Source organism: uncultured Eubacterium sp., from assembly GCF_934561735.1.
Classification (GTDB): domain Bacteria; phylum Bacillota; class Clostridia; order Oscillospirales; family Acutalibacteraceae; genus Eubacterium_R.
This window is the reverse complement of the sequence record NZ_CAKTGT010000002.1, coordinates 234305-260838: the sequence shown is the minus strand read 5'-3', so window position 1 is coordinate 260838 and position 26534 is coordinate 234305. Positions and strand designations below refer to the sequence as shown.

Sequence of the window (26534 nt, the reverse complement as noted above, 5' to 3'; positions counted from 1 at the left end):
TTTATTTTTTATTTCAATATAATTTAGTATGTTCATTATACTTTTGCTGTCTAAGATTTTGATAAAACTACTCAATATATCAGGCAATGGAGCAACCTCTTTGCCGGGGAAATTAGCATTGAAATTAAAACCCGGAATACTTTTTTATCTTTCAAGAGGTGTTTACTGTATTTGCGTTACGGGAACAAACGGCAAAACAACAACTTGTGCAATGATTGAACACGGTTTGAAAAGCAACGGTATTCCGTGTTTCATCAATAAAAGCGGAGCAAATATGCTCGTCGGAGTGACAACTGCATTTATTAAAAATTCAAATATTTTCGGCAAACCCAAATGTCGCTATGCTGTGCTTGAATGTGACGAAAATAGTTTGCCGTTGATTACAAATTGCATTAATGCAAAAATTATTGTTGTAACAAATATATTTCGTGACCAGCTTGACAGGTATGCAGAGGTTAACACAACATTTGAAAAAATCAAGCAGGGAATAGAAAATTCGCCAAATGCAACCGTTGTGCTCAATGCCGATTGTCCGCTTACATATTCGCTCAAATTCCATTGCAAAAATGATGTTGTGTCTTTTGGTGTCAACGGTAACGGCAAAGGCAATGTTCCGTCCGATTCTCCGTTTTGTCCTTGTTGCGGTGCAAAACTCAAATACAAAAGTGTTATGTATGCTCAACTCGGTGATTTTTATTGTCAAAATTGTAAGTATAAAAGAGCCACTCCGGATTTGTGTGCAACCGATGTGCACGGTTCGTCTTTTATTCTTGAAAATCAAAGTTTAAATCTTGCACTCGGCGGTATATATAATGTATATAATTTTCTTTCGGCGGCAAGTGTTTTGAAAATAGCAGAGCTAAACTTCTTGCCGCTTCAATCGTTTGGCGGTTCATTCGGCAGAACGGAAAACTTTTATTATGATAATAAAAAAATCACGGTTATGCTTGTTAAAAATCCCGTTGGCTTTTCAAATTGTCTGCATCTTGCCTTTGGGCAGTACAATGATTTTGACAGTGTGTTTGCACTTAATGATAACGATGCCGACGGCAGAGATGTCAGCTGGATATGGGATGTTGATTTTACATGCGTTTCGTCAAGAAAGAATTATACCGTAGGCAAGCGTGCATACGATATGGCACTCAGGCTGAAATATGACGGTGTTGCACCTACCGTTATAGACGGTGAAAAGTATCAAACCGTTATTAATCTTATAAAAAACGGCAACAGAGATTTTGTTATTTTTGCTTCTTATACCGCTATGATGAATATGAGGCATATGTTGATAGAAAATTTCGGCGGTGATGAATTTTGGCAGTAAAAATTGTGCATTTGTATCCCGATGAGATGAATCTTTACGGTGACGGCGGCAATATTATTTGTCTTAAAAAACGACTTGAAGCACGCAACTTTAAGGTTGATGTAATCGGAGTCGGAATAGGGGACAGAATACCGAATTTTGATATTATGTTCATAGGCGGCGGACAGGACAGAGAAATGAAACTTATTTGCAAAGATATTCGCCGCAAATCAGAAGAACTTACCTATTATATTAATACGGGTAAAACTTTGCTTGCAATTTGCGGCGGCTATCAAATTCTCGGAGAATATTATAAAACTCTAAATTCTCAAACAATCGAACTTACGGGTGCTTTGCCGTTTTTTACGGAATGTGCAAAACAAAGAATGATTGGCAATATTGTTTTTGACTCGCCGTTTGGCAAAACAGTCGGATTTGAAAATCACGGCGGCAAAACCTATCTTGCAAAAGAACTTCAACCCCTCGGAAAGGTGATAACCGGCTTTGGCAATAACGGTGAGGACAAGACGGAGGGAATACTTTACAAAAACACTTTCGGCACTTATGCTCACGGTCCTGTTTTGCCGAAAAATCCTTTGCTTGCCGATGAAATTATCAAAAGAGCACTTTGCGTCGGTGAATTGCAAAGCATTGATGACGAACTTGAGAATTTGTGCCATAATTCTCTCGTGTCAAGATTTACATAACCCTTGACAAAAAGCCGCTTATTTGGTAAGATACTATCAATATTAAAAGGCAGTGATTAAGAGGAGTAACACCTGATTGTTTTTCAGAGAGTTGGCGGGTGGTGTAAGTCAGCAGGCAGACGGTGTGAAGGTAGCTTATGAGCCGATAGGGTGAACTTACAGTAGTCCTGTCCGTATTTCTGCGTTAAGGAAATGAGTGGCACAGTCGCTATGCTGTGCAATTTGAGTGGTACCACGGATTTATTCGCCTCATTTTTTTGAGGCGTTTTTTATTTTTTATAGGAGATGAAAAAATGGCAAAAGAACTTGCAAAGCAATATAATCCTTCGGAAGTTGAGGATCGCACTTATGACTTTTGGTGCAAAAACAAATACTTCCATGCTAAAAGAGAAGAGGGCAAGGAAACTTATACTATCGTAATTCCGCCTCCAAACATCACGGGTCAGCTCCATATGGGACATGCCCTTGATAACACACTTCAGGATATACTTGTTCGTTATCACAGAATGGCAGGTTATGACACCCTTTGGCTTCCGGGCACAGACCACGCTTCAATCGCAACAGAGGCAAAGATTGTTGAAAAAATGCGTGAAGAGGGCATTACCAAAGAGGATTTGGGCAGAGAAAAGTTCCTTGAGCGCGCCTGGGATTGGAAAAAACAATACGGCGGCAGAATCATTGAACAGCTCAAAAAGATGGGTTCTTCTTGCGACTGGGACAGAGAACGCTTTACTCTTGACGAGGGTTGCTCAAAGGCTGTTCGTGAGGTGTTCGTTGGACTTTATGACAAAGATTTGATTTATCGTGGCAACAGAATGGTAAACTGGTGCCCTCATTGCAACACTTCAATTTCGGATGCCGAGGTTGAATATGAGGAAAAAGAGGGCAATTTCTGGCATCTTCTTTACACCGTTAAGGAAACAGGCGAAAAACTTGAACTTGCAACAACAAGACCCGAAACTATGCTTGGCGATACAGCGGTAGCTATTAACGGTGACGATCCAAGATACGCACATCTCCACGGTTGCCATGTTATTCTTCCGCTTCTTAACAAGGAAATTCCTATTGTATGCGATGAACACGCCGATATGACAAAGGGTACAGGTGTTGTAAAGATTACTCCTGCACACGACCCTAACGACTTTGAAGTTGGACTTCGTCATAATCTTCCTATTGTTCGTACTTTCACATATGACGGACATATGACAGGTGCAAAGGACAAGGCTGTTGCCGATGAAATTTTTGCTTCAGGCAGAGCAACACAAAATGAACCTGAAGTTCTTGACTGCGGCAAATATGCAGGTATGACAACTCTTGAAGCAAGAAAAGCTATTGTTGCCGACCTTGAAGCAGGCGGTTATATCAAAGAAATTGAGCCGCTCAAGCACGATGTAGGCACTTGTTATCGTTGCCATTCAACGATTGAACCGATGGTTTCAAAGCAATGGTTTGTAAAGATGGACCCTCTTGCAGGTCCTGCTATTGATGCAGTTGAAAACGGCGACATAAAGTTTGTTCCCGAAAGATTTAAGAAAAACTATATGAGCTGGATGCGTGGCACAAGAGATTGGTGCATTTCCCGTCAGCTTTGGTGGGGTCACAGAATCCCTGCGTGGTACTGCGATGATTGCGGTGCAACTATGGTTTCAAAAACCGATCTTTGCGAATGTACAAAGTGCGGCAGTAAGAATATCAAGCAAGACCCTGACACACTCGACACATGGTTCTCATCGGCATTGTGGCCGTTCTCAACTCTCGGTTGGCCTGATGAAACAGAGGATTTGAAGCATTATTATCCAACAAACACTCTTGTTACAGGCTATGATATTATCGGCTTCTGGGTTTCAAGAATGATTTTCTCAGGGCTTGCATACACCGATAAAGCACCGTTTAATACCGTACTTATTCACGGTCTTGTTCGTGATGCACAGGGCAGAAAGATGAGTAAGTCGCTCGGCAACGGTATTGACCCTCTTGAGATTATTGATAAGTACGGTGCAGATGCACTCCGCTTCACTCTTGCAACAGGTAATTCACCGGGAAATGATATGCGTTTCTCCGATGACAAGGTTATGGCTTCCCGTAACTTTGCTAACAAACTTTGGAACGCCGCAAGATTTGTTCTTATGTATCTCGGTGATGATTATAAGTACAACGGACTTCCTCAAAACCTTCTTATTGAAGATAAGTGGATTGTTTCAAAGGCTAATTCTCTCGCAAAAGAGGTAACTGAAAATCTTGATAAGTACGAGCTTGGTATAGCAGTTCAAAAGCTATATGACTTTATTTGGGATGTTTTCTGCGATTGGTATATTGAAATCGCAAAAATCAGACTTCAGGGTGACGACGAAAGTGCCAAGGAAGATGCAAAGGCTGTATTGGTGTTTGTTCTTACTTATATCTTGAAGCTTCTCCATCCGTTTATGCCATTTATTACAGAAGAAATTTATCAGGCTATTCCGCACGATACAGAGTCTATTATGGTATCACAGTGGTGCAAGTTTGATGAGTCACTCACATTTGAGGCTGACGAATCGGAAATGGAAAAGATTATGGCTTCCATTCGTGCAATTCGTAACCGCAGAGCAGAGATGAACATTCCTCCATCAAAGAAGTCAAAAGTTTATATCGAAACTTCAAATATTGCAACATTCTCAAACGGTGTTGACTTTGTAAAGCGTCTTGCGTATGCAAACGAAGTTGAAGTAAGCGAATCTTTCGGTGACCTCGGCAATGTTGTTACTATTATCACAGATGACGCAAAGGTATATATCCCTCTCGGTGATTTGGTAGACTTTGAAGCAGAAAAGAAGCGTCTTGAAAAAGAACTTGCAACAGCAGAGGATAAGCTTGAGTTCATCAATAAAAAGCTTAACAATCCGGGATTTGTAAACAAGGCACCTGAAAAGGTTGTTCAGCAAAATAAAGATGACGCTGCAAAACTTGAAGAAAAGATTGCACAGATTAAAAAGTCAATCGAGGAAATCGCACAGCAATGATTTATGATGAAGCACTAAACTTCATATTGGGTAAACAAAGCCTCGGCATTATGCCGGGGCTTACTCGTATTATAAACCTGCTTGAAACTATGGGCAATCCGCAAAACGACATAAAGATTATTCATATTGCAGGCACAAACGGAAAAGGTACGGTTGCCAAAACAATCAACAATGCCTTGATAGATTCAGGAAACAAAGTCGGTCTTTTTTCATCTCCGTGGATTGATGATTATCGAGAGCAAATTCAAATTAACAATGATTTTATTTCAAAGGAAGAATTTGCTTCTTATGTAGATGAATACAAGAACAACGATTGCACGGAATTTGAATTTTTGACCGCAATTATGTACAAATATTTTGCCGACAGCAAGGTTGATTATGCAGTTGTTGAGTGCGGAATGGGCGGCAAAGGCGACAGCACCAATGTCGAGCAGTCAAACATTTCTGTTATAACTTCAATTTCGCTCGACCACACTGCGTTTTTGGGTGATACTGTTGAGCGGATTGCAGAAGAAAAGAGCGGAATTCTTCGCAAAATTTCCACTTGTGTTCTGTATCCCAACCAGAATGTTGAACATATTTTTGAGGACAAATGCAAAAATCTTATTAAGGTCAGGGAACAGGGCAATTTCAAGAAAAACAACCTTGCAACCGCAAATGCCGTGCTTAAATTGTTAGGTGTTCCAACTGTGGAACAATGTGCCGAGTTGCCTGCAAGGCAGGAATATATCGGCTCTGTTATGCTTGACGGTGCACACAATAAAAACGGCGCACAGGCTCTTGAACCGTATCTTCCAAACGGAAAAGTGACCGCCGTTATCGGTATGATGAAAGACAAGGATGTTGACGGCTATCTGTCAATCATTGCTCCGCATTTGAACAGAATTATCACCACAACACCCGACAATCCCCGTTCTATGCCTGCCGACGAGTTGAAGCATCTTGCACAAAAATATTGCAACGATGTTGTTGCTGTTGACAGTTCAAACGAAGCTGTGGCACTCGCAAAGCAGGACAAAAATTTCAAACTTGTTTGCGGTTCGTTTTATCTTGCAAGAGAGGTCAGAAATTTAATTTAACCGCTTCTATAATTTTACAAAATACGCTATGCCAATCTGTTACTATGTTAACGGATTGGTATTTTTTATTTTTAGATTTGGGGGATAAATATGAATGTAACAATCGAATCAAGCGGAAATCTTGTAATTGCATATTTGTACGGCGAAATTGACCATCACACCGCAGTTGATATTCGGGACAAGATTGACAACGCATTGAGTTTTATCAAGCCGCAGCATCTTATTTTGGATTTTAAGAATGTAACTTTTATGGATTCCAGCGGAATCGGTCTTGTTATGGGCAGATACAGGCTGTTGATGAATTTTCATGCAAGCCTTGAAATCCGCAATGTAACAAAGCAAACAAAAAAACTTATGGAACTTGCCGGACTTGGCTCAATAGCGATAATTAAGGAGATACAATAATGAAAATATTAAATGAATTTAAACTTACCGTTGACAGTAAAAGTGTAAACGAGAGTTTTTGCAGGGTGGTGGTTACCGCATTTGCCTCTGCACTTGACCCGACAATTGAAGAAATTACCGATTTAAAAACCGCCGTGTCAGAAGCTGTTACCAATTCAATAGTTCACGGCTATGCCGACACTTGCGGCACTATTTACATAACAGGTCAGCTTTTAGAAAATGATGTGATAAAAATCAAAATCAAGGACAAGGGCAGAGGTATTGCTGATGTAAGTGAAGCAATGACACCGCTTTACACAACAGGCGGAAGCGACAGAGCGGGACTCGGCTTCACCGTTATGCAGTCATTTTGCGATAGGGTAAAGGTTACTTCTTCTCTCGGAATGGGCACAACGGTTGTATTAACTAAAAAAATCAACGGTCGTACAAAATGGTAACTTCGGACAGAAATAAAATGATTGAGGACAATATCGGGCTTGTTCACTCTATTGCCAAACGATTTAAGGGCAGAGGAGAGGATTATGACGATTTGTATCAGGCAGGCTGTGTCGGTCTTATCAAAGCGGTTGATAATTTTGATGAGTCAAAAGGTTTTCTGTTCTCAACATATGCAGTGCCTGTTATTATGGGCGAAATTCGCCGCTTGTTTCGTGACGGCGGTGCAGTCAAAGTTTCACGCTCTTTGAAAGAAAAATCCATCAAGGTGCAGGCTATCAGAGAAAAGTTCATCAAAAAAGAGCTTAGAGAGCCGACTGTCAGCGAACTGTCCGACCTTTGCGGAATAGAAACGGAAGAATTGTCCGAGGTGCTCAATGTAATCAATCCCGTTGTTTCTTTGAGTTGCACAACAGAGGACGGTGACGAAACAATCGACATTCCCGTTGATGATACGGATAAGCTGTTTGACAGATTATCTGTTCATCACGCAATCAAGGATTTGTCAAATGATGAACTTTTGTTGATAAAATACAGGTTTTATGAGGGCAAAACGCAGTGCGAATCAGCCAAACTTTTGGGCATATCACAGGTGCAGGTGTCTCGCCGAGAAAAACAACTCCTTGCAAAATTAAGGGCAAAACTTGAATGATTTATGGCATAATAATACAGCAAAATAATTTTTGTTTGCATTTTTTCTTTGCTTATGGTATAATCTTTCATTATATTTTATAAAATAGGGAGAACAGGTATGCAAACTTTTAATTTGGCAATTTCCGTTAACGACCTTATTGCAAAGGTTGACGGTTGGGTTTGGGGATGGCCTCTCATCATCCTCATTTTGTGTGCGGGCGTTTGCCTTTCTGTCAAAACAGGCTTCGTTCAAGTGTTTCACCTCGGTAAAGCACTTAAGTTTATGGTGAAAAATGAAGAGGGCGGACAGGGCGAAGTAACCTCTTTCGGTGCTCTTTGTACCGCACTTTCGGCAACAATAGGCACAGGTAACATCGTTGGTGTTGCAACTGCTATTTGCCTCGGCGGTCCGGGTGCAATGTTTTGGATGATTGTTGCTGCGTTTTTCGGTATGGCAACAAAGTACAGCGAGGGTTTCCTTGCTATCAAGTATCGTCAGGTGCATGCTGACGGTCACTATCTCGGCGGACCTTTTTATTATATTGAAAAAGGTATGGGCGAAAAGTGGAAATGGCTTGCAAAGTTGTTTGCCGTTTTCGGTGTGTTCGTTGGTCTTTTCGGTATCGGTACTTTCACTCAAGTAACAGGTATTACCAATGCCGTAAAAGGATTTTTTGACCCTAACGAAAATCACATTGCATTTTCTGTCGGTAACAATAACTATGTTTGGCCTGTTGTAATTTGCGGTCTTATCGTAACCTTGTGTGTCGGACTTGTTGTTATCGGCGGTATCAAGCGAATTGCAAAGGTGTCGGAAATCATTGTTCCTGCAATGGCTGTTATTTATATCGTTTGCACATTGATTATTGTGATTACACATATTAAAAATGTTCCGTCAGCCATTGTTTATATCGTAAGAACTGCATTTGTGCCTGACGCCGTAATCGGCGGTGCAACAGGTATCACAATCAAGGTTGCAATGCAAAAAGGTATCGGCAGAGGTATTTTCTCAAACGAAGCAGGTCTTGGCTCTGCACCAATCGCCGCTGCTGCCGCAAAAACAAAAGACGCTGTTCGTCAAGGTCTTGTAACAATGACAGGTACATTCATCGACACAATCGTAATTTGTACTCTTACAGGTCTTTCAATCGTTACCACTCAAGCAAATCTCAAGTTTGAACCTGACAAGTTTGAGGGCGTAAATATCACCACTTATGCTTGGCAAAACGGACTTCCGTGGAACTCAAATCTTTCGGCATTTCTTCTTATGCTTTGCCTCATTTTTTTCGCTTTCACAACAATTCTCGGTTGGGATTATTACAGCGAAAGATGCCTTGAATACTTAACCGATAATAAATATGTGTTGATAGGTTTCAGAGTTATTTATGTTCTTGCCGTGTTTATCGGCCCTTATCTCACAGTTTCCGCTGTGTGGAACATTGCCGATATTGTAAACGGTCTTATGGCTTTTCCAAACCTTGTTGCACTCTTTGCACTTTCAGGAATTGTCGGCAAAGAAACCCGTGCTTATTTTAAAAAGAAAAACCACGAGGACATAAAAGACATCGCCAAGCAAAATAAGTAAATAATATAAATCAAAGACGGTTTGAACTTGTTTTTAAATCGTCTTTTTGTTATGCTTATATTTCTTGCAATTTTATTGATTATGTGATAAACTGAAATTGCCAAATATCCAACTGAATAATTATGTCACAAAATAGGTATGCTATTTTTATCTCTTGATAAAAATGCATGCTCTAAAAGGCATACCGTTTGTGACGAATATGTTGGATGTTTGGCGACAGTTGAGCTATGTGTTTTTTGTGCGTATGGCTTCGGCTGTGCGCATTTTTTGTTTTTTGAGGAGATGATAAATTACTTGATTATCAATTATTTGTTTTCATAAATTTATTATTAAATAGGAGAAATTAAAATGAAAAAATTTATTAGTTTATTTATGGCATTTGTAATGCTGTTGAGCGTTACAGCCGGACTTAATTTAACGGCTTATGCCGAAACCGCAACTTCAGGCAAATGCGGTGACAATGTCTATTGGTCTTATGATTCAACAACAAACACTCTTACAATTTCCGGTAAGGGTGCGATGGATGATTATGGTAGTCATGATCCTGCCTATTCATCATATTTGTATAAACCTAATAGTATTGATATTGTTATTAAAGAAGGAGTTACTTCTATTGGTTCACATGCATTTTATAATCATATGCATTGTAATAATGTAAGAATTCCTTTGAGCGTTACAAATATTAAAAAATTTGCTTTTCATGAAGATTTACGCGTGCCGGAGATGGATGAAGAATTAGAAATGTATTCTTATAATTCGGAATCACTTGTGGCTTATAGCAATGAATATGTTATAAATAATGTGCTTTATGCGGGAAACGAAGAACAGTGGAAGAAGATTGGTATTGATGTAGGTAACGAAACCTTAACCAATGCAAAAATTCATTACAATTCTCCACTTCCGGAGCAACCTGATGATGGAACTTCAAAAGATTATATAAAAAATGATTTTATATCTGATGATAAGCCTTTTAAAGGTAAACATGGATATTGCTACAGTGATTCATATTTTGATCAATCGGCAACAAAATATAACCAAAGTTTGGCAACAATGTCTTTATGTTTAGCTTTTAGTACTTATAGTCCTGATGATGAAGTTAAAAATAAAGACAATAACACCGAGAAAATGTTGAAAGAATGTGGCTATAAAAAATATGAACAGTATCATTTTAATGAAAAACCTGAAAGAGAGAGCATCGGTTGTGCTATTGCAAGTAAGGAATATAACGGAAACACAATAATTGCTGTGGCTGTTCGTTCGGGTGGATATGCAGCGGAATGGGCAAGTAATCTTAAATTAAAGTCAGTAGACGGAAATGGTAAAAATGATCATGAAGGGTTTGATAAATCATCTGATAAAGTTGAATCTTATATAATGCAATATATTCAATCAAAAAATATTACCGGCAATGTAAAAATATGGATTACTGGTTTTAGTCGTGGTGCTGCGGTTGCAACTCAAACAGCAGCAAAATTGCAGAATGGTTTAGCATATGTCAAAGACGGAACATATGTAAGTGCCGAGTTTGATAAAAATTCAGTTTATGCGTATGGATTTGCAACTCCCGCTGGCGCTATAAAAGATAATAAACCTAACAGTTCAAAATATAATAATATATTCAATATTATAGAGTATAATGACCCTGTCCCTCTAATTGCTCCTGAAAGGTGGGATTACACAAGATACGGTCAAACAAGAGTTCTTCCGTTTAGAGAAAGTACAGATTCCAAAAAATATAATAAGTACATTAAACAAATAAAAAAGGAAATGGGTGATGATTGGAAAGTAGATGATTTTAAAAGTTATATTTATAATTATTTACTTGGATTAAATAATCCTCTTGGATATGTTCCGGTTATTGAACAGAAAAATAATCATGATACGCTTGGTACATATAATAGAAAACTTATTAAAGATATTTCAAAAGGCATAGGCTCAGCTGATAAATATTATAAACTTTATCAGTCAGATATTATGGACTTTGCTGCTAAGTATAAAGGAGAAGACGAAAAAGATAAAGACGAAAAAGATAAAGATGAAAAGGATAAAAATAAAAAAGGAGTAGATATTACAATAATTTTAGGTCAGCTTGTTCGTCTTCTTCCAACTGCTATTGTGCATAGTCATATAACAACGACATTTTTGGGAAATAAATCAATATTAGCTGATGTTCACGCTAATCAAAAGTATTATTTATATTGGATGCAGTTGATGGATAAGAATTACAGTAATAATTTGCCAGTACTATTTACAGATGGTGATTTTAGAAAAATTATTGTTAATTGTCCGGTTGATATAAAAGTGTACGATTCAAATAATACACTTGTTGCTTCAATAATTAATGATGAACCTCAAGAAATTGAAGACAGTTCAATTGTATCTTCTGTTGATGACAACAATCAAAAGGTTGTTTATCTTCCTCAAGATGAAGAATATCGTGTTGAAGTAACTTCTCGTGAAGATTGCCAAACAACATATACAATAGAAGAATTGGCAGGCGTCGACAGCGATGTTTCAAGAGTTGTAACATATGATTCATTAGCTATGAAACAAGGCGATACAATAACATCTACAATCAACCGTTATACTCAAGATGAAATTGACAATGTTGTTGATAACGGCAGTTCAGCCGATTACAAAACAAAACTTAACAATCAAGTTGTTTCTTCCGATGTTGATGCAAAGGGTTCAGAGGTTGAAAAATACACATATAATGTAACTGTAACATCTAACAGCGAAGACTGTTCAGCAGTTGGCAGCGGCACATTTAACATCGGTGAATTTGCACAAGTTGAAGCAGTTCCGGCAGATAATTACACCTTCGACGGTTGGTATATTGACGGCAAAAAAGTTTCTTCCGATGCGTCATATAGATTTGCCGTAAAGTCAAATGTTAATATTGAAGCAAAATTCAAATCTGTTGAAACAGGCGGTTCAACAGGTGGTGGCGGAACATCTTCTTCATCGGTTCCAAATGGAACAGATAAAAAAGATGATGAAACGAAGCCTGAAACAAAGCCGAATCAATCTCAAAATACCTCAACTTCGGCAACACAGAAGTTAAGCGTTAAAAAGCTTGTTTCAAAGAAAAAGGCACTTGTGGTTTATTGGAACAAGATTGCAGATGTTTCGGGTTACCAAATTCAAGTCGCTACCGACAAGAAGTTCAAGAAGAATAAAAAGACCGTTACCGTTGCAAAGCAAAATGCAAGCAAGAAAACCGTTAAAAAGCTTAAAGCAAAGAAAAAATACTTTGTTCGAGTAAGAGCCTACAAGAATGTAGACGGCAAAAAGTCTTACGGCAAATGGTCAAAGATTAAATCAGTAAAAACCAAATAAACCTATGAAGGCTCCTCTTACTTGTAAGGGGAGCTGTCGCACTTTATGTGCGACTGAGGGGTTAAAAAGTAAGCGGTGCACCAATATAAAAGAAAAAGCGACATAGTTCAAAAGAACCGTGTCGCTTTTTGTGCCTTGTTTAATGCGTGATTTTGCAGATAATTTTATTCTACTGTAACAACTTTTGCCAAGTTCCTCGGTTTGTCAACATCAAGTCCCTTGTCAGCCGAAACATAATATGCAAGCAGTTGCATTGCAACAACAGCCGGTATCGCCATAAAATCGTCATTGAGATTTGGCAAAACAAAATCAGGCTTGATGTCTTTTGTTTGAAGTCCGTCTTTTACAAAGCTGATAACCGTTGCTCCTCGTGACTCAACCTCTCTTATGTTCGAGATTTGCTTTGACATCAATTTTTCTTGCGTAAGCAGAGCTATAACCGGAGTTTTCTTGGTTATCAACGCAATTGTGCCGTGCTTCAATTCGCCCGATGCAAATGCTTCCGAATGAATGTAGCTGATTTCCTTTAGCTTCAATGACGCTTCAAGCAGAGCAGGGTAGTCAAGTCCTCTGCCAATCATAAATGTGTGCTCAGCGGTGAGCAGAGATTGTGACAGATGATGTATTTCATCCTTGCGTTGAAGTATGTCGTCAACAGCTTGCGGAATTTTTTCAAGTTCGTTTACGAAACTTTTTGTTTCATCTTCGTTGAAGCAACCACGCAAAAGCGCAGTTTTTGCAGTAATCAAACAGAACACCGCAACTTGAGTTGTGTACGCCTTTGTTGATGCAACGGCAATTTCGGGGCCGGCATTTGTGTAAATGACATTGTCACTCGTCATTGCTATTGATGAGCCTTTAACATTGACTATCGAAAGCGTTTTTGCTCCCTTTGATTTTGCGTATTTCAACGCTTCAAGGGTGTCTATTGTTTCACCGCTTTGCGAAACGCAGATAACAAGCGTTTTGTCGCTTACAATCGGGTCGCAATACATATATTCGCTCGCCATATAAACATTTACGGGAAGGGCGCAAGTCTTTTCAATCAAATGCTTGCCGATAAGCCCAGCGTGCATAGCCGTGCCACAGGCAATAACCGTGATGTTTTCACATTCCGTAAAAATGCTGTCGTCAACTCCGTCAGCCGAAAAATCAGGCAATCCGTCTTTAATTCTCAAACGGATTGTTTTTTCAATAACCTCCGGTTGCTCGCTGATTTCTTTTTCCATATAAAACGGATAGTGTTTCTTGCCCGAATTGTTGATGTCCCAATCAAGTTCAAGCATTTTCACATCAACCTTGTTGTCCTGAAAATCCCTTACTTCAATACCTTTTTTGCTGATTTCTGCAATAGTCAGTTCAGGCAAAACAAAGTATTCCTTGCTGTATTCGCCGATAGCCGTGATGTCGGACGCAATGTACGCACCGTCATCATTTACACAGCACACAATAGGGCTGACATTTCTGACAGCGTAAATCACATCGGGAATGTCATCAAACATAATTCCGAGTGCAAATGTGCCCTTGATTTCTTTGACCGCCTTGATAATGGCTTCGCTCGGGTCACTGCCGATGTGATAGTAATTGTCAATCAAAGCGGCAACAACCTCGCTGTCCGTCTGGCTTTTGAGCTTGCCTGCAATACCGAGTTGATTTTTTATTGAAGCATAATTCTCAATAATTCCGTTGTGCACAAGCGTTACATTGCCGAATTTGTGCGGGTGAGAGTTTGAGTCACTCACACCGCCGTGCGTTGCCCATCTTGTATGACCGATACCGGTGTTGCCCTTGATGTCCTTTGATTTTTCATCAAGCCTTTCAACTCTGCCCTCACATTTTGCAACGATAACTTCGTTGAGCGTGTCGTTGAAAACGGCGATTCCCGCACTGTCGTAGCCTCTGTATTCCAGGGTTTTAAGCCCTTTGATTAATTTACCTCTTGCGTCTGTATATCCTGTGTATCCGATAATTCCACACATAATCATTCCTCATTTCTTATTATAACTGTATGATTAAATTAAAATTTTATACTTAATATCGCTTTGTGAAAAAGGATTTGTTGCTTCGTTGCCGAAGTTTTTGCCTTTTTCTTACGCACCAAAGCGTACGAAAGAGCATCCGCCGAATATTTCGATAACTCTTTTCCTCGTCAACCCATAGGGTTCGGGCGCTAACTGCGGCTGAAATCACAGCCGACAGTTTTATATCATCAATAATTAAGTGCAAAATTATCACGCATTAAATTTTCAAGGTGCTATCCTCACGGATAAATACTATTTACCACAAAGAAAAGTAAATGTCAATCGAATTAACAGTTTGTTTATAGAATTATTAATGATTTGGTAACATTAGACAGGTTTTCTCTGCCCCTCGGAGCAAGATAGCAAACATCTTCAATTCTTATTCCAAACTTGTTTGGAATGTAAATTCCCGGTTCAATGGATGTAACATTACCTACTTCATAAGTGTCTTTACTTCTTGGTGAAGCGTTGAATCCTTCGTGAATTTCAAGCCCTACACCGTGTCCGAGTCCGTGCCTGAAGTATTGTGCCATATCCTTTTCGTTAAGCACATCATATGCCGCTTTGTAGACATCGGCACACTTAACGCCTGCGTTGAGTGCCTTTATGCCGGCAAGCTGAGCTTTGAGTACCAAATCGTACATTTCTTTCATCTCGTCACTTGCACTGCCAACTGCAACGGTCCTTGTCATATCGCTGTGATAACCTTGGTATGTTGCACCAAAGTCAAACAAAACAAATTCACCGTCTTTTACCGTGTTTTCGCTCGGTACACCGTGAGGCATGGAAGTCCTTTCGCCTGCAAGTAAAATTGTGTCAAAACTCACTCCGTCAGAGCCTTCTTTTGCCATAAGATAGTCAAAATATGCCGCAAGTTCTTTTTCTGTTTTGCCCGGCTTAATATGGTTAAGAAGTTCCAAAAATGCCTTTTCGGCAATTTGATTTGCTTTTTTCATCAGCACGATTTCGTCGGCTTCTTTTCTGTTTCGCTCTCTCATAAGCAAGTCGCCGAGTTCAACCATTTGAGCATCTTTACAGTGCTTTTTGATGTTTTCAAACGCTTTGAGCGAAATTGTGTCGCTTTCGTATACAACGCTCTTTGACTTGCTGTCGTTTATGATTTTCGCAAGTTCTTCATAATAGCTTCTCTTAAACTCAATAACTTTAAGTCCGGTTTCCTTTGCGTGATTTTCGGCAGTTTCGGTGTATCTTGAATCAACAAGATGAAAGGCGTCACCGTTATTCAAAATAATAACCATTCCTTCGCTCGGAGAAAATCCGCACAGATAGTGCATATTTGCTTCATCTAAGAGAACAAGTGCATCTGCACCCTTTCTTTTGAGTATATTTACACATTTTTCGATATTTTGCATTTTTTCACCTCATAAAATATATGATATTCGTATTATAAAACTTAAAAGATTTTATGTCAATTTATTGACTTTATATTTTTAATATGATAACTTATTATTAATTAGTTTTAAGGAGAAGTATATGGAAAAGTATCTTATCAATCCAAACCAAAAAATCGCAAAAATCAATAAAGATTTGTACGGCCATTTTTCCGAACATCTCGGCAGATGTATCTATGAGGGCATTTATGTGGGTGAAAACTCAAAAATCCCAAATGTAAACGGTATGAGATGTGATGTGGTAGAGGCACTCAAGGATATGGGCATTCCCGTTCTTCGTTGGCCGGGCGGTTGCTTTGCCGATGAATACCATTGGAAAGACGGAATCGGTGATAAATCTCAAAGAAAGAAAATGATTAATACCCACTGGGGCGGAGTTGTTGAAGATAATTCATTCGGCACTCACGAATATTTTGAACTTTGCCGTCAACTCGGTTGTGATACCTATGTCAACGGCAATGTCGGCTCAGGTTCTGTTCGTGAAATGAGCGAATGGGTAGAATATATGACATTTGACGGTGTTTCTCCTATGGCTGAACTTCGCAAGAAAAACGGCAGTGAAAAGCCGTTTGATCTTAAATATTTCGGTGTCGGCAACGAATCTTGGGGTTGCGGCGGAAATATGGACCCGGAATATTACGGTTGCCTTTTTAAGCGTTATAATACATATTGCCGTGATTATGATTCCAATAAGCATATTTCCCGTATTGCCTGCGGACCTAATGTTGATGATTATCATTGGACAAAAGAGGTTATGGACAAGGTTAAGCACCATGCAAACGGTATTTCGCTTCACTATTACACTATTCCTACCGGTCAATGGAATCATAAAGGCTCTGCAACGGTGTTTGATAAAAAAGAATATGATTCAACAATTTGCAAGGCTTACAGAATGGAAGAACTTATTACCAATCATCTTGCAATGATGGACAGTATCAATCCTCAACGCTGGGTTAAACTTATCGTTGATGAGTGGGGCACTTGGTATGATGTTGAGGAGGGTACAAATCCGGGCTTTTTGTATCAGCAAAATACTATGCGTGACGCTATTGTTGCAGGTCTTACTCTCAATATTTTCAACAAGCATGCCGACAGACTTATGATGGCTAATATTGCCCAAACCGTTAATGTGCTTCAGTCGGTTATTCTCACAGACGGTGAAAAAATGATTAAAACGCCTACCTATTATGTTTTCAAGATGTATAAGGAACATCAGGAAAATACTCTTGTGGGTTCATATATCACCACACCGCTTGTAAATTCACCTAATGATAACAAGGATTTTCCTCAGCTTTGCGAATCTGCTTCAGTTGATGAAAACGGTACGATTTATTCAACGATAACAAACAATTCGTCAACCAAGTCTGCAAAGATTAAATGTCAAATTGCAGATACAAAGGTTGAAAGCATTACTGCAGAAATTTTAACCGGCGAATGTCATCAAAAGAATGACTTTGACAACGCAGACAATGTAAAAACCGTGGATTTTACCGATTTCAGAAAACTCAAAGACGGCTTTACTGCTACAATTCCTGCTTGTAGTGTGGTTAAATTTGTTATTAATAAGTGATGGATAATAATTGCAAAAGATGTTTGCTTTTTGAAGCAGGTCAAAATGTGACATACAGTCAAATCCAAGATTATATCCAAACAATAGATGCTTCGGAAAAGGTGAGCGATGAGGTATATAATCATCGTTTGTCTATGTGTAAAAAATGCGACAGCTTGATTTCGGGTATGTGCCTGAAATGCGGCTGTTATGTAGAAGTTCGTGCAATTCTGAAAAACAAGGATTGCCCGAATTTTGATGATAAAAAATGGTGAAACGAGGAAATAATTATGCAAAGAATTGCCGAATTTGAAAAAGTCAGCTTTGAACAATTTGAAAAGGACTGGCTCAAGGTATATCCCGAAACAGAAAATGTAAAATCAATCTATGACAGTATCAAACTTCCTGTTCGTGCAACAGTCGGCTCGGCAGGATACGATTTCTTTGCACCGGCCGATATAACAATCAAAACAGGTAACTCTACCCTTATTCCTACCGGTATCCGTGCAAAAATCAATGACGGATGGGTGCTCAGCATTTTTCCTCGTTCGGGTCTCGGATTTAAGCACAGAGTCGGACTTGATAACACAGTCGGCATAATTGACGCCGATTATTATAACTCTTCAAACGAAGGCCATATTATGATTAAACTTTCCTGCACCGCTCACGATGACGGTCACAGCGTTACCGTATCGGCAGGCGATGGATTTTCGCAGGGTATTTTTACTCAGTTCGGCATTACAATGTCGGATGATGCCGACGGTATTCGTGACGGCGGCTTTGGCTCAACAACAAAATAAGAAGGCATATTATGGCAACAATACTCCAAATCGGTGAAGGCAATTTTTTGCGTGCCTTTGTTGAAGAATACATACAAAACGCTTGTGATGGCGGATATAAAGGTTCGGTGGCAATATGTCAGCCGAGAACAAATAACAAAGTCATCAACGCTTTGAACGGGCAAAACAGGATTTATGATATTATTCACAGAGGCAGAATTAACGGCAAAGTTATTGATGACAGACGCTGTATCACTTGTGTGTCAGATTGTATTGATACCATTATCGAAACGGACAGGCTTGTTGATACTTTTTGCAGTGATGAACTTCAAATTGTTGTTTCCAACACAACCGAAGCCGGAATTGCGTTTGTTGAAACAGATGAATATTCCGATTTTCCGAATGTTTCGTTCCCGGGTAAAATTGCTTATATGCTTTATCATAGATATAAGCAAAATAAAGGCGACTTGGTGTTTTTGCCTGTTGAGCTTATAGAAGATAACGGTATTGAACTTAAAAACTGTATACTTAAATATGCAAAGTATTGGGGCTTCGACGAGGATTTTACGGATTATGTTAATACAAAATGTCATTTTTGTAACACACTTGTTGACCGAATCGTAACCGGTCACAATCAAGCCGATACTGACCCTTGCAGTGTGACCTGTGAGCCTTACAGATTATTTATTATAGATGCAGACGATTACTCAAAACTCGTGTTGCCTTTTAATGACGATACGGTTGTGTTTACCGATAATATTGCTAAGTACAGAACCCGTAAGGTGCGTATACTTAACGGTGTCCACACATCAACCGTCTTGGGTGCTTATCTCAAAGGCTTTGACATTGTTCGTGATCTGGTAAATGACGATTATTTTAAGTCATACATTTCTAATATTTTGGAGGAAATTTATCCTACAATTCCGCTTGATAAAGCTGTTCTTGAGGAATACGCAAACAGTGTTTTGGAAAGATTCAATAATCCGTTTATTGACCATAAGCTTCTTGATATTTCGCTTAATTCGGTTGCAAAGTTTAAAGCAAGAGTTTTGCCGTCAATCCTTGATTATGCAAAAATCAACGGCACCGCTCCGCTAAATCTTTCAAAATCGCTTGCTTATCTTATCGCTTTTTACAATCACAAAAGTGCAAGAGAATACGAAGTGCACGACAGCGAAACCGTACTTTCGTTCTTTGAGGGCAAGCCGAGTATATCCGATGTGCTTGACAATACCGATTTTTGGGGTGTAAAGTTAACCGAATTTCCTGATATGAAAAATGTTGTTGAGGAATTCTACAATGAAATCTAAATTTATCAAAATTAACGAGGCGGATAATGTTGCCGTTGCACTTGAAGATATTAAAGCCGGCTATATAGAAAATGATTTGACCGTCCTTGATGATATTCCTTTTGCTCATAAGGTTTTGCTTGAAGATATAAAAGCAGGGGATGATGTAATCAAATACGGTTATCCGATAGGTCATGTTGATTGTGATTTAAAAAAAGGAAACTATATTCACTCACACAATCTTAAAACCAACTTGTCCGATAAACTCGAATATTCCTTTTCGCATAACAATGAATATTTGCCTAAAAAAAGCGACCTCACTTTTAACGGATATGTCAGAGCAGACGGCAGGGTCGGTATAAGAAATGAAATTTGGATTATCCCTACGGTAGGTTGCGTAAATAAAACAGCTGCCGAACTTGAAAAACGCTTTTCAAATATCGGCAAAGGCTGTGACGGCGTGTATGCTTTTACACATCAATTCGGTTGCAGTCAACTCGGTGACGACCAGGAAAATACTCGAAAAATTCTTGCCGCTCTCGCTCATCATCCGAATGCAGGCGGTGTGCTTATTGTTTCTCTCGGATGCGAAAACACAGATTTGAGCGTTTTCAAAGAATATCTCGGCGATGTTGATGAAAACCGTGTAAAATTTATGGTTTGCCAAGATGTTCCCGACGAAATTGAAGAGGGAACAAGGCTTGTTAATGAAATATATAATACGATTAAAAACGATAAAAGGCATCCTGTAAATATTGACAAACTTGTTGTAGGCTATAAATGCGGCGGTTCGGATGCTTTTTCGGGCATTACTGCAAACGCACTTTGCGGAATAATAAACGACCGCCTTACCTCATACGGTGCAACAACGATTCTTACCGAAGTTCCCGAGATGTTCGGTGCAGAACAAATCCTGATGGAACGAAGCGAAAACGAAGCCGTTTTCAATAAACAAGTTGATATGATAAACGGGTTTAAGGATTATTTTTATTCCCACGGTGTTGTGTGCTATGAAAATCCGTCACCGGGCAATCACGACGGCGGTATAACCACCCTTGAAGAAAAATCACTCGGTTGTGTTCAAAAAGGCGGTAAAAGCATAGTAACCGATGTTTTGAAGTACGGCGAGAGTGCATATAAAAACGGACTTAATCTTTTGACCGGTCCGGGCAACGATATTGTGTCGGTAACAAATCTTGTTTGTGCAGGATGTCAGGTTATTTTATTCACAACGGGCAGAGGCACTTCGCTCGGTGCGGCTGTGCCTACAATCAAAATTTCTTCCAATTCTGCACTTTTTGAAAGAAAAAGTAATTGGATTGATTTTAACGCCGGAGAACTTATTGACGGAACAGATTTTGATGTTCTTGCCGATGAACTTCAAAATAAGCTTGTTGCCGTTCTTAACGGCGAAAAGACAAAAAACGAATTGAACAATTATCGTGATATATCTGTTTTTAAGGACGGAGTTATAATGTAACTCTTGTATTTGTCGGCTTTTAGTGGTATATTAGCACTGGATTATTTAGTTATTTAAAGGTGAAATGATGGGATTCTTGGGTAAACGATTAAAAGAAGCAACGGGTCTTAATATTATTATTGTCGGTTGCGGGGTTGTAGGCACTGCTCTTGTTGAACAGCTTGTGCTTGAAAACCACGACATTACCGTTGTTGATACCTCTCCTCAAAAGGTGCAAAAAATAACGGATATGTATGATGTTATGGGGGTTGTAGGCAACGGTGCGTCATTCAGCGTTCAAAAGGACGCCGGTATTATAGATGCCGACCTTATCATTGCCGTAACGGATTCGGACGAACTTAATCTTCTTTGCTGTACTGTCGCTTCCCGTGTGGGTCACTGTGCAACTATCGCAAAGGTTCGTAATCCCGAATATTCGCACGAACTTAATCATATCAAGGACAAACTCGGTCTTGCAATGATTGTAAATCCCGAATATGAAGCTTCACGAGAAATATACAAAATTCTTTGCCTGCCTACCGCTCTTGAGGTTACCTCATTTGCTCACGGCAAAGCAGACCTTGTAAAAATCAGAATACCGCACGGTAATATACTTGACGGTATGACCCTTGCACAACTCGGTAAAAGCACAAACGATGTCCTTATTTGCGGCGTTGAAAGAAATAAGCAGATATACATTCCAACAGGTGATTTCGAACTTAAAGCAGGGGATATGATTTCGTTTGTTGCTCCGGCAAAAAAGGTTTCGGACTTCTTTAAACATATCGGTTTTAAAACCAATAAGGTAAAAAATACTATGATTATCGGCGGCGGTGACGCAGGGTATTATCTTGCAAAACGCCTTTCGGATAACGGCATTGATGTTTGCGTTATTGATAAAGATAAGGAAAGATGCGAAGAACTTGCAACCATGCTCCCAAAGGTTGTTGTTATCAACGGCAACGGCGTTGATGAGGATTTACTTAACGAAGAGGGCATACAAAGTGCCGAGTCTTTTGTAACTCTCACAGGTTCGGATGAAGAAAACATTCTTCTTACTGTTCATGCAAAACAGTTTTCAAATGCAAAGCTTGTTACAAAGATTAATAAAATCAGGTTTAAGGACGCTATCAATAATCTTGATATAGGCTCGGTTATCTATCCTCGTTACATAACAAGTGAGGCTATTATTGCTTATGTCAGAGCAAAAAACGCTTCAAAGGGTTCAAATGTAGAAACCCTTTATCATTTGTTTGACCACAGAGTTGAGGCGGTCGAATTTAAAATAGACAAAGAGTCAAAAGTGACCAACACGCCTATTATGAAACTTAAACTTAAAGATAATCTTCTTATCTGCTTTATTTTCAGAAGAGGTAAGGTTATCATTCCGTCCGGTCAGGACTGTATTTTGCCCGGTGACAGCGTTATGATTGTTACCACTCACTCGGGCTTTAATGATATAAGTAATATTCTTGCATAAGGATAACATATATGAACGGTTCTATTATAAGAAAAATTTTGGGCTATGTGCTGATTTTAGAGGGCGCACTTTTGCTTTTGCCTTGTTTCGTCGGATTAATTTATCACGAATCGGAATACAAGACTTATCTTATCTGTGCGGCTGTAACCTTTGCAATCGGTGCTTTGATAGCCGTTAAAAAAACTAAAAATAATGTGTTTTATCTCAAAGAAGGATGCACGGCAACGGCACTCAGTTGGATTGTCCTTTCTGTTTTCGGTGCTGTTCCGTTTGTGCTTACAGGCGAAATTCCGCATTTTGTCGATGCTTTGTTTGAAACGGTATCGGGCTTTACAACAACGGGTGCAAGCATTCTCACGGATGTTAAAGCACTTTCGCACGCTTCTCTCTTTTGGCGAAGCTTTACACACTGGATAGGCGGTATGGGCGTTCTTGTTTTTTTGCTCGCCGTTGTTCAAATGTCGGGCGGTTCAAATATGAATCTTATGCGTGCAGAAAGTCCGGGACCTTCGGTAGGCAAACTTGTGCCAAAAATGCGTTATACCGCACGAATTCTTTATGTTTTGTATTTCGTTTTAACCGCTTTGGAGATTGTGTTTCTTGTTTGCGGTGATATGCCTGTGTTTGATGCTATTACGGCTTCACTCGGCACAGCCGGTACCGGTGGATTTGGTATCAAAAACGATTCTATGGCAAGTTATTCAACCTATATTCAGTGGGTTATCACAATATTTATGGCACTGTTCGGAGTTAACTTTAATTTTTATTATTTTCTTATTCTCCGTCAATTCGGTAAAGCACTTAAAATGGAAGAAGTCAGAGCGTATTTTTGCGTTATAATTTTTTCAATCGTTGCGATAGTTATTGATACTTATCATTTGTTTGATAATCTTTCGGCTGCAATTACGCATTCTGCTTTTCAGGTTTCGTCTATTATCACAACAACAGGTTATTCAACCGTTGACTTTGATATGTGGCCGTCATTTTCAAAAGCGATTTTGGTGCTTTTGATGTTTGTCGGCGCTTGTGCGGGAAGTACGGGCGGCGGTATAAAAGTTTCAAGATTTTTGGTTGTTCTCAAAACCGTTAAAAAAGAAATTCAATCTTATCTTCATCCAAAAAATATCAAAAAGATAACACTTGACGGTAAAGCGGTTGAACACGAAACTCTTCGCTCGACAAATGTTTTTATTATTACATATTTTGTAATTTTTGTTTTCAGCATGCTTATTGTATCGGTCGAAGATTATGATTTGGTAACAAACTTTACCGCTGTTGCCGCTACACTTAACAATATCGGTCCGGGTCTTGAACTTGTAGGACCTTCAAGGAATTTTGGCCAATTTACCGATTTGTCAAAGATTGTTTTAATTTTCGATATGCTTGCCGGCAGACTTGAGCTGTTCCCGATTTTGCTTCTTTTCAGTCCTCGTCTTTGGATTGACACATTTAAGCGAAAGACAGCCCGCAAAATCCGTAGTAATTAAAAAATCCGTAGGAGTTCTTTTCCTACGGGTTTTTATGACTTTATGCCGCAATATCGTACCAATTTTGCTGAACATCTTTTATTTTCTGTGCACGCTCCTCGTGGCGTGCTTTTTGCTTTTTTGCTTGCTTTTCTTTTTTGTCCTGAATAAGCAGAAATATGCTGCCTATTACTAAATAAATGCAAAGCTCCGCAAGGAAGAAAATACGCTGTCCGTCCTTAGATACCGTTAAAAATATATTGAACGGTATAGCCATTGCTCCGTAACCGGCAATAAGTGTAACAATCGAAATAATAATTCCTTTAAGCAAATCTTTTTTGTTCATAATAAATCTCCTTTTTCATTTAACAATGCGTGTTTTTTGTCTACATCTGCATTGTAAACCATATGAGATTTATATACAATAGGGTTGAGAACTCGAGTCCAAAAAAGAGTACTTATAATACAAAAGTTCTGATTTTTATTAAATTATTGTTGACTTAATAATTTCAATTGCTTTTGGAATTTCGTCGGTTTTAATTGCCGACGGTACAAATACTATTTTCAAATTACCGTTGTTGCATTCAACAATGTTTGCACTTATTCCGTTTTGTTCAAAAACCTTGTAATCTTTGGTAAAAGGCACTTCGGCTTTGACTTGAAGTCCGTTTTCGCTCAAATTAATTTTTGCATTTGGCAAAGCGATTTTTAACTCTTCACAAAAGTATTTTGCTTTCGCTGTGTACAATCTTCTTATTTTTCTTGCCTGCGAATTGATATGTCCGTCACGGATGTATTGACAAAGTGCGATTTGTTCCGTTTTGCTTGCTGTTTGTGAAAATTTATTTTCGCTTTTGTGAAATTCGTTTGCAAGTTCTTCCGTTAGCACCATAAAACTGATTCTGATACCCGGAATGAGCACATTTGAAAAACTGCCCATATATATTATATTTTGAGCGTTTGACAAAGCATATAAAGAGGGAATAGGTTTTGTTTGATATAAGAAGTCGCTGTCAAAGTCATCCTCAATTACAAGACTTCCACGCTCCTTGCTGTATTCCACAAGTTCAAGGCGTCTTTTAATCGGCATAACATTTCCGTACGATGTCATGTGTGACGGAGAAACGTATATTATGTCTGCATCCTTGTTTCGGGTTTTCACCTCAAAGCCGTAATCCGCAAATTGGTTCATACCCTGAACAAAGCTTTTGTCGGGGAATGACACGGTTTTTCTGTCTTTAATCAGTGAGCATAAAATATAAAGAAGTGATTGCACGCCTGCACCTACTACTATTCTGTCCGCCGAAGCGGATACATTTCTCTTTGATCTTATGTAGTCGGAGAGCACATCTCTCAAATCGCTTTCACCCTGAACATCACCGTAGGATAGCAATCGTTCCTCCTGCCTTAAAGCACTTTTTATGTATCGTTGCCACAACTTAATGTCAAAGCTTTCCTCGTCGGCGTCACCGCTTTTGAGGTCGTAGAGAATTTTGCTTTCCTCCTTCTTTTCTTTTATAACAGTTGAAGCGGTACTTTTTTGCTCTGTTACATAATATCCGCTTTTTGGTGAAGCAATAACATATCCGTCTGCCTGAAGTTCAAAGTAAGCATTTTGTATTGTTGTTTTGCTTACAGGTAAAAGCTGTGTAGCCGCTCTTACCGATGGTAACTTGTCACCGGCTTTGAGCTGATTTGTAAGTATCAGGTTTTTGTAATAATTATATATTTCAATATATTTTTTCATATCTGTACCTTAAATTATTTATACATTTGCCTATATGATTAATGTCAACAATATTATATAATATATAGAATAAAATATCAATAGGAGATAGTGTTTATTACACTTTGTGCATATATTATGGCTGATATTATTTATACACTTTGCGGCGGAACATATATTAATATTACAAACAAATGCCCTTGCAGATGTACTTTCTGTATTCGTTCGCAGGGCAATGCAGTCGGCGATGCCGAGAATTTGTGGTTCTACGGCAATGAGCCGAGCCTTGATGATATTAAAAAGGCTGTTGATGATTACGGCTTTGAAAAGGTAGATTCCGTTTGCTTTTGTGGATACGGTGAACCTACCGAACGCCTTGATGTTTTGATTGCTACGGCAAATTACCTCAGAACAATCAATCCGTCAATCAAAATCCGTGTTAACACAAACGGACTTTCGGATTTAATCAACGGCAGAAGTACAGCCAAAGAAATCGGCGAAGCGTTTGATATCGTTTCTGTTTCTCTCAACGACCCTGATTCCGACAGCTACGATGCCGTTACAAGAAATATATATCCTAAAAAGGCATTTCCGTCACTTCTTGAATTTACAAAAGAATGTGCAAAATATTGCCCTGAGGTTCATATGAGCGTTGTTGATGTTATCGGTGAAGAAAATATCGAAAAATCAAGAAAACTTGCCGAGTCCCTCGGTGCCAAATTCATCTGCCGCTCCTTTGATGAAGGCAGATAATCATAAATGTATAAGACTGCAATCCGTATCGGTTGCAGTTTTTTTAATTATAAAATGTTAAAGTTTTATAATAATTATTTACAAATTAAAATAATTAAAAAAATATTACCAAAAGTTA

At 38.9% G+C, this 26534-nt stretch carries 21 protein-coding genes and 1 other annotated feature; of the genes, 17 read left to right on the top strand and 4 right to left on the bottom strand.

The features are described 5' to 3' along the window. Nucleotides 1-118 precede the first annotated feature (118 nt). The 9 genes from Q0E08_RS03205 to Q0E08_RS03165 all read left to right on the top strand — a co-directional run bounded on the left by Q0E08_RS03205 (nucleotide 119) and on the right by Q0E08_RS03165 (nucleotide 12482). The gene (locus tag Q0E08_RS03205; protein ID WP_294776325.1) at nucleotides 119-1321 is read left to right on the top strand and encodes a MurT ligase domain-containing protein; all 1203 of its coding nucleotides are present in this window, start codon (nucleotides 119-121) and stop codon (nucleotides 1319-1321) included. Continuing rightward, nucleotides 1312-2007 (top strand): type 1 glutamine amidotransferase, encoded by a 696-nt coding sequence (locus Q0E08_RS03200; RefSeq protein ID WP_294776322.1) that lies wholly within the window; start codon nucleotides 1312-1314, stop codon nucleotides 2005-2007. Before Q0E08_RS03205 ends, Q0E08_RS03200 begins: the two co-directional genes overlap by 10 nt. Before the next feature lie 43 nt (nucleotides 2008-2050). Next, nucleotides 2051-2262: a binding site (T-box leader), on the top strand. A 38-nt stretch (nucleotides 2263-2300) separates the two neighbouring features. Further along, a complete protein-coding gene (locus Q0E08_RS03195; protein ID WP_294776319.1) occupies nucleotides 2301-5006 on the top strand; it encodes a valine--tRNA ligase in 2706 nt (901 codons plus the stop codon). Next, nucleotides 5003-6085, top strand: coding sequence for a folylpolyglutamate synthase/dihydrofolate synthase family protein (locus Q0E08_RS03190; protein WP_294776316.1), 1083 nt, complete (start codon nucleotides 5003-5005; stop codon nucleotides 6083-6085). Before Q0E08_RS03195 ends, Q0E08_RS03190 begins: the two co-directional genes overlap by 4 nt. Before the next feature lie 90 nt (nucleotides 6086-6175). Beyond that, entirely contained in the window at nucleotides 6176-6490 is a 315-nt protein-coding gene (locus Q0E08_RS03185; RefSeq protein WP_294776313.1) for an anti-sigma factor antagonist, read from the top strand. Next, nucleotides 6490-6927, top strand: coding sequence for an anti-sigma F factor (gene spoIIAB, locus Q0E08_RS03180; RefSeq protein ID WP_177664039.1), 438 nt, complete (start codon nucleotides 6490-6492; stop codon nucleotides 6925-6927). The genes Q0E08_RS03185 and spoIIAB overlap by 1 nt, the downstream gene beginning before the upstream one ends. Next, complete coding sequence (locus Q0E08_RS03175; protein WP_294776310.1) at nucleotides 6921-7577, top strand: sigma-70 family RNA polymerase sigma factor; 657 nt, start codon at nucleotides 6921-6923, stop codon at nucleotides 7575-7577. Before spoIIAB ends, Q0E08_RS03175 begins: the two co-directional genes overlap by 7 nt. A 99-nt stretch (nucleotides 7578-7676) precedes the next feature. After that, a complete protein-coding gene (locus Q0E08_RS03170; protein ID WP_367118517.1) occupies nucleotides 7677-9143 on the top strand; it encodes an alanine/glycine:cation symporter family protein in 1467 nt (488 codons plus the stop codon). 348 nt (nucleotides 9144-9491) lie between these two features. Beyond that, complete coding sequence (locus Q0E08_RS03165; RefSeq protein ID WP_294776308.1) at nucleotides 9492-12482, top strand: leucine-rich repeat protein; 2991 nt, start codon at nucleotides 9492-9494, stop codon at nucleotides 12480-12482. Nucleotides 12483-12646: 164 nt separating this feature from the next. Here the strand turns inward: Q0E08_RS03165 and glmS are convergent, their stop codons facing one another. Beyond that, on the bottom strand, nucleotides 12647-14461 hold the full coding sequence (gene glmS, locus Q0E08_RS03160) for a glutamine--fructose-6-phosphate transaminase (isomerizing) (protein ID WP_294776305.1): 1815 nt from the start codon (nucleotides 14459-14461) through the stop codon (nucleotides 12647-12649). Nucleotides 14462-14802: 341 nt separating this feature from the next. Continuing rightward, the gene (locus tag Q0E08_RS03155; protein WP_294776304.1) at nucleotides 14803-15876 is read right to left on the bottom strand and encodes a Xaa-Pro peptidase family protein; all 1074 of its coding nucleotides are present in this window, start codon (nucleotides 15874-15876) and stop codon (nucleotides 14803-14805) included. Nucleotides 15877-15997: 121 nt separating this feature from the next. Here Q0E08_RS03155 and Q0E08_RS03150 point away from each other — a divergent pair, with 121 nt between their 5' ends. The 7 genes from Q0E08_RS03150 (at nucleotide 15998) to Q0E08_RS03120 (ending at nucleotide 23958) form a co-directional block, all read left to right on the top strand. After that, on the top strand, nucleotides 15998-17485 hold the full coding sequence (locus Q0E08_RS03150; protein WP_294776302.1) for an alpha-N-arabinofuranosidase: 1488 nt from the start codon (nucleotides 15998-16000) through the stop codon (nucleotides 17483-17485). Further along, nucleotides 17485-17739, top strand: a complete 255-nt coding sequence (locus tag Q0E08_RS03145) for a DUF6171 family protein (RefSeq protein WP_294776895.1) — start codon at nucleotides 17485-17487, stop codon at nucleotides 17737-17739. The genes Q0E08_RS03150 and Q0E08_RS03145 overlap by 1 nt, the downstream gene beginning before the upstream one ends. A 15-nt stretch (nucleotides 17740-17754) precedes the next feature. After that, nucleotides 17755-18264 carry a deoxyuridine 5'-triphosphate nucleotidohydrolase gene (locus tag Q0E08_RS03140; RefSeq protein WP_294776299.1) on the top strand — a complete coding sequence of 170 codons (510 nt, stop codon included), beginning with the start codon at nucleotides 17755-17757 and terminating at the stop codon, nucleotides 18262-18264. 11 nt (nucleotides 18265-18275) lie between these two features. Further along, nucleotides 18276-19553: a tagaturonate reductase gene (locus Q0E08_RS03135; protein ID WP_294776297.1), complete on the top strand. Its 1278-nt coding sequence runs from the start codon at nucleotides 18276-18278 to the stop codon at nucleotides 19551-19553. Next, entirely contained in the window at nucleotides 19543-21012 is a 1470-nt protein-coding gene (locus Q0E08_RS03130; protein WP_294776294.1) for a UxaA family hydrolase, read from the top strand. Before Q0E08_RS03135 ends, Q0E08_RS03130 begins: the two co-directional genes overlap by 11 nt. A gap of 64 nt (nucleotides 21013-21076) precedes the next feature. Next, nucleotides 21077-22471 (top strand): Trk system potassium transporter TrkA, encoded by a 1395-nt coding sequence (trkA, locus tag Q0E08_RS03125; protein WP_294776290.1) that lies wholly within the window; start codon nucleotides 21077-21079, stop codon nucleotides 22469-22471. Between the two features lie 11 nt (nucleotides 22472-22482). Then, nucleotides 22483-23958, top strand: a complete 1476-nt coding sequence (locus tag Q0E08_RS03120) for a TrkH family potassium uptake protein (RefSeq protein ID WP_294776287.1) — start codon at nucleotides 22483-22485, stop codon at nucleotides 23956-23958. Between the two features lie 40 nt (nucleotides 23959-23998). Here Q0E08_RS03120 and Q0E08_RS03115 read toward each other — a convergent pair whose 3' ends face one another. Together Q0E08_RS03115 and Q0E08_RS03110 are read right to left on the bottom strand one after the other, a co-directional pair. Next, complete coding sequence (locus Q0E08_RS03115) at nucleotides 23999-24283, bottom strand: hypothetical protein (RefSeq protein WP_294776284.1); 285 nt, start codon at nucleotides 24281-24283, stop codon at nucleotides 23999-24001. A gap of 138 nt (nucleotides 24284-24421) precedes the next feature. After that, a complete protein-coding gene (locus tag Q0E08_RS03110) occupies nucleotides 24422-25684 on the bottom strand; it encodes a PLP-dependent aminotransferase family protein (RefSeq protein WP_294776281.1) in 1263 nt (420 codons plus the stop codon). 117 nt (nucleotides 25685-25801) lie between these two features. Here Q0E08_RS03110 and Q0E08_RS03105 point away from each other — a divergent pair, with 117 nt between their 5' ends. Beyond that, nucleotides 25802-26416, top strand: coding sequence for a TatD family nuclease-associated radical SAM protein (locus Q0E08_RS03105; RefSeq protein ID WP_294776277.1), 615 nt, complete (start codon nucleotides 25802-25804; stop codon nucleotides 26414-26416). The last annotated feature ends 118 nt before the right edge of the window (nucleotides 26417-26534 follow it).

Excerpts from the sequence above, each read along its gene's own strand:
- Q0E08_RS03145 (WP_294776895.1), top strand. The coding sequence starts at position 17,485 with ATGGATAATAATTGCAAAAGATGTTTGCTTTTTGAAGCAGGTCAAAAT.
- Q0E08_RS03165 (WP_294776308.1), top strand. The coding sequence starts at position 9,492 with ATGAAAAAATTTATTAGTTTATTTATGGCATTTGTAATGCTGTTGAGC.
- Q0E08_RS03190 (WP_294776316.1), top strand. The coding sequence starts at position 5,003 with ATGATTTATGATGAAGCACTAAACTTCATATTGGGTAAACAAAGCCTC.
- Q0E08_RS03150 (WP_294776302.1), top strand. The coding sequence starts at position 15,998 with ATGGAAAAGTATCTTATCAATCCAAACCAAAAAATCGCAAAAATCAAT.
- Q0E08_RS03110 (WP_294776281.1), bottom strand. The coding sequence starts at position 25,684 with ATGAAAAAATATATTGAAATATATAATTATTACAAAAACCTGATACTT.
- glmS (WP_294776305.1), bottom strand. The coding sequence starts at position 14,461 with ATGTGTGGAATTATCGGATACACAGGATATACAGACGCAAGAGGTAAA.
- Q0E08_RS03120 (WP_294776287.1), top strand. The coding sequence starts at position 22,483 with ATGAACGGTTCTATTATAAGAAAAATTTTGGGCTATGTGCTGATTTTA.
- spoIIAB (WP_177664039.1), top strand. The coding sequence starts at position 6,490 with ATGAAAATATTAAATGAATTTAAACTTACCGTTGACAGTAAAAGTGTA.
- Q0E08_RS03195 (WP_294776319.1), top strand. The coding sequence starts at position 2,301 with ATGGCAAAAGAACTTGCAAAGCAATATAATCCTTCGGAAGTTGAGGAT.
- Q0E08_RS03140 (WP_294776299.1), top strand. The coding sequence starts at position 17,755 with ATGCAAAGAATTGCCGAATTTGAAAAAGTCAGCTTTGAACAATTTGAA.
- Q0E08_RS03105 (WP_294776277.1), top strand. The coding sequence starts at position 25,802 with ATGGCTGATATTATTTATACACTTTGCGGCGGAACATATATTAATATT.
- Q0E08_RS03185 (WP_294776313.1), top strand. The coding sequence starts at position 6,176 with ATGAATGTAACAATCGAATCAAGCGGAAATCTTGTAATTGCATATTTG.
- trkA (WP_294776290.1), top strand. The coding sequence starts at position 21,077 with ATGATGGGATTCTTGGGTAAACGATTAAAAGAAGCAACGGGTCTTAAT.
- Q0E08_RS03170 (WP_367118517.1), top strand. The coding sequence starts at position 7,677 with ATGCAAACTTTTAATTTGGCAATTTCCGTTAACGACCTTATTGCAAAG.
- Q0E08_RS03155 (WP_294776304.1), bottom strand. The coding sequence starts at position 15,876 with ATGCAAAATATCGAAAAATGTGTAAATATACTCAAAAGAAAGGGTGCA.
- Q0E08_RS03115 (WP_294776284.1), bottom strand. The coding sequence starts at position 24,283 with ATGAACAAAAAAGATTTGCTTAAAGGAATTATTATTTCGATTGTTACA.
- Q0E08_RS03130 (WP_294776294.1), top strand. The coding sequence starts at position 19,543 with ATGAAATCTAAATTTATCAAAATTAACGAGGCGGATAATGTTGCCGTT.
- Q0E08_RS03135 (WP_294776297.1), top strand. The coding sequence starts at position 18,276 with ATGGCAACAATACTCCAAATCGGTGAAGGCAATTTTTTGCGTGCCTTT.
- Q0E08_RS03175 (WP_294776310.1), top strand. The coding sequence starts at position 6,921 with ATGGTAACTTCGGACAGAAATAAAATGATTGAGGACAATATCGGGCTT.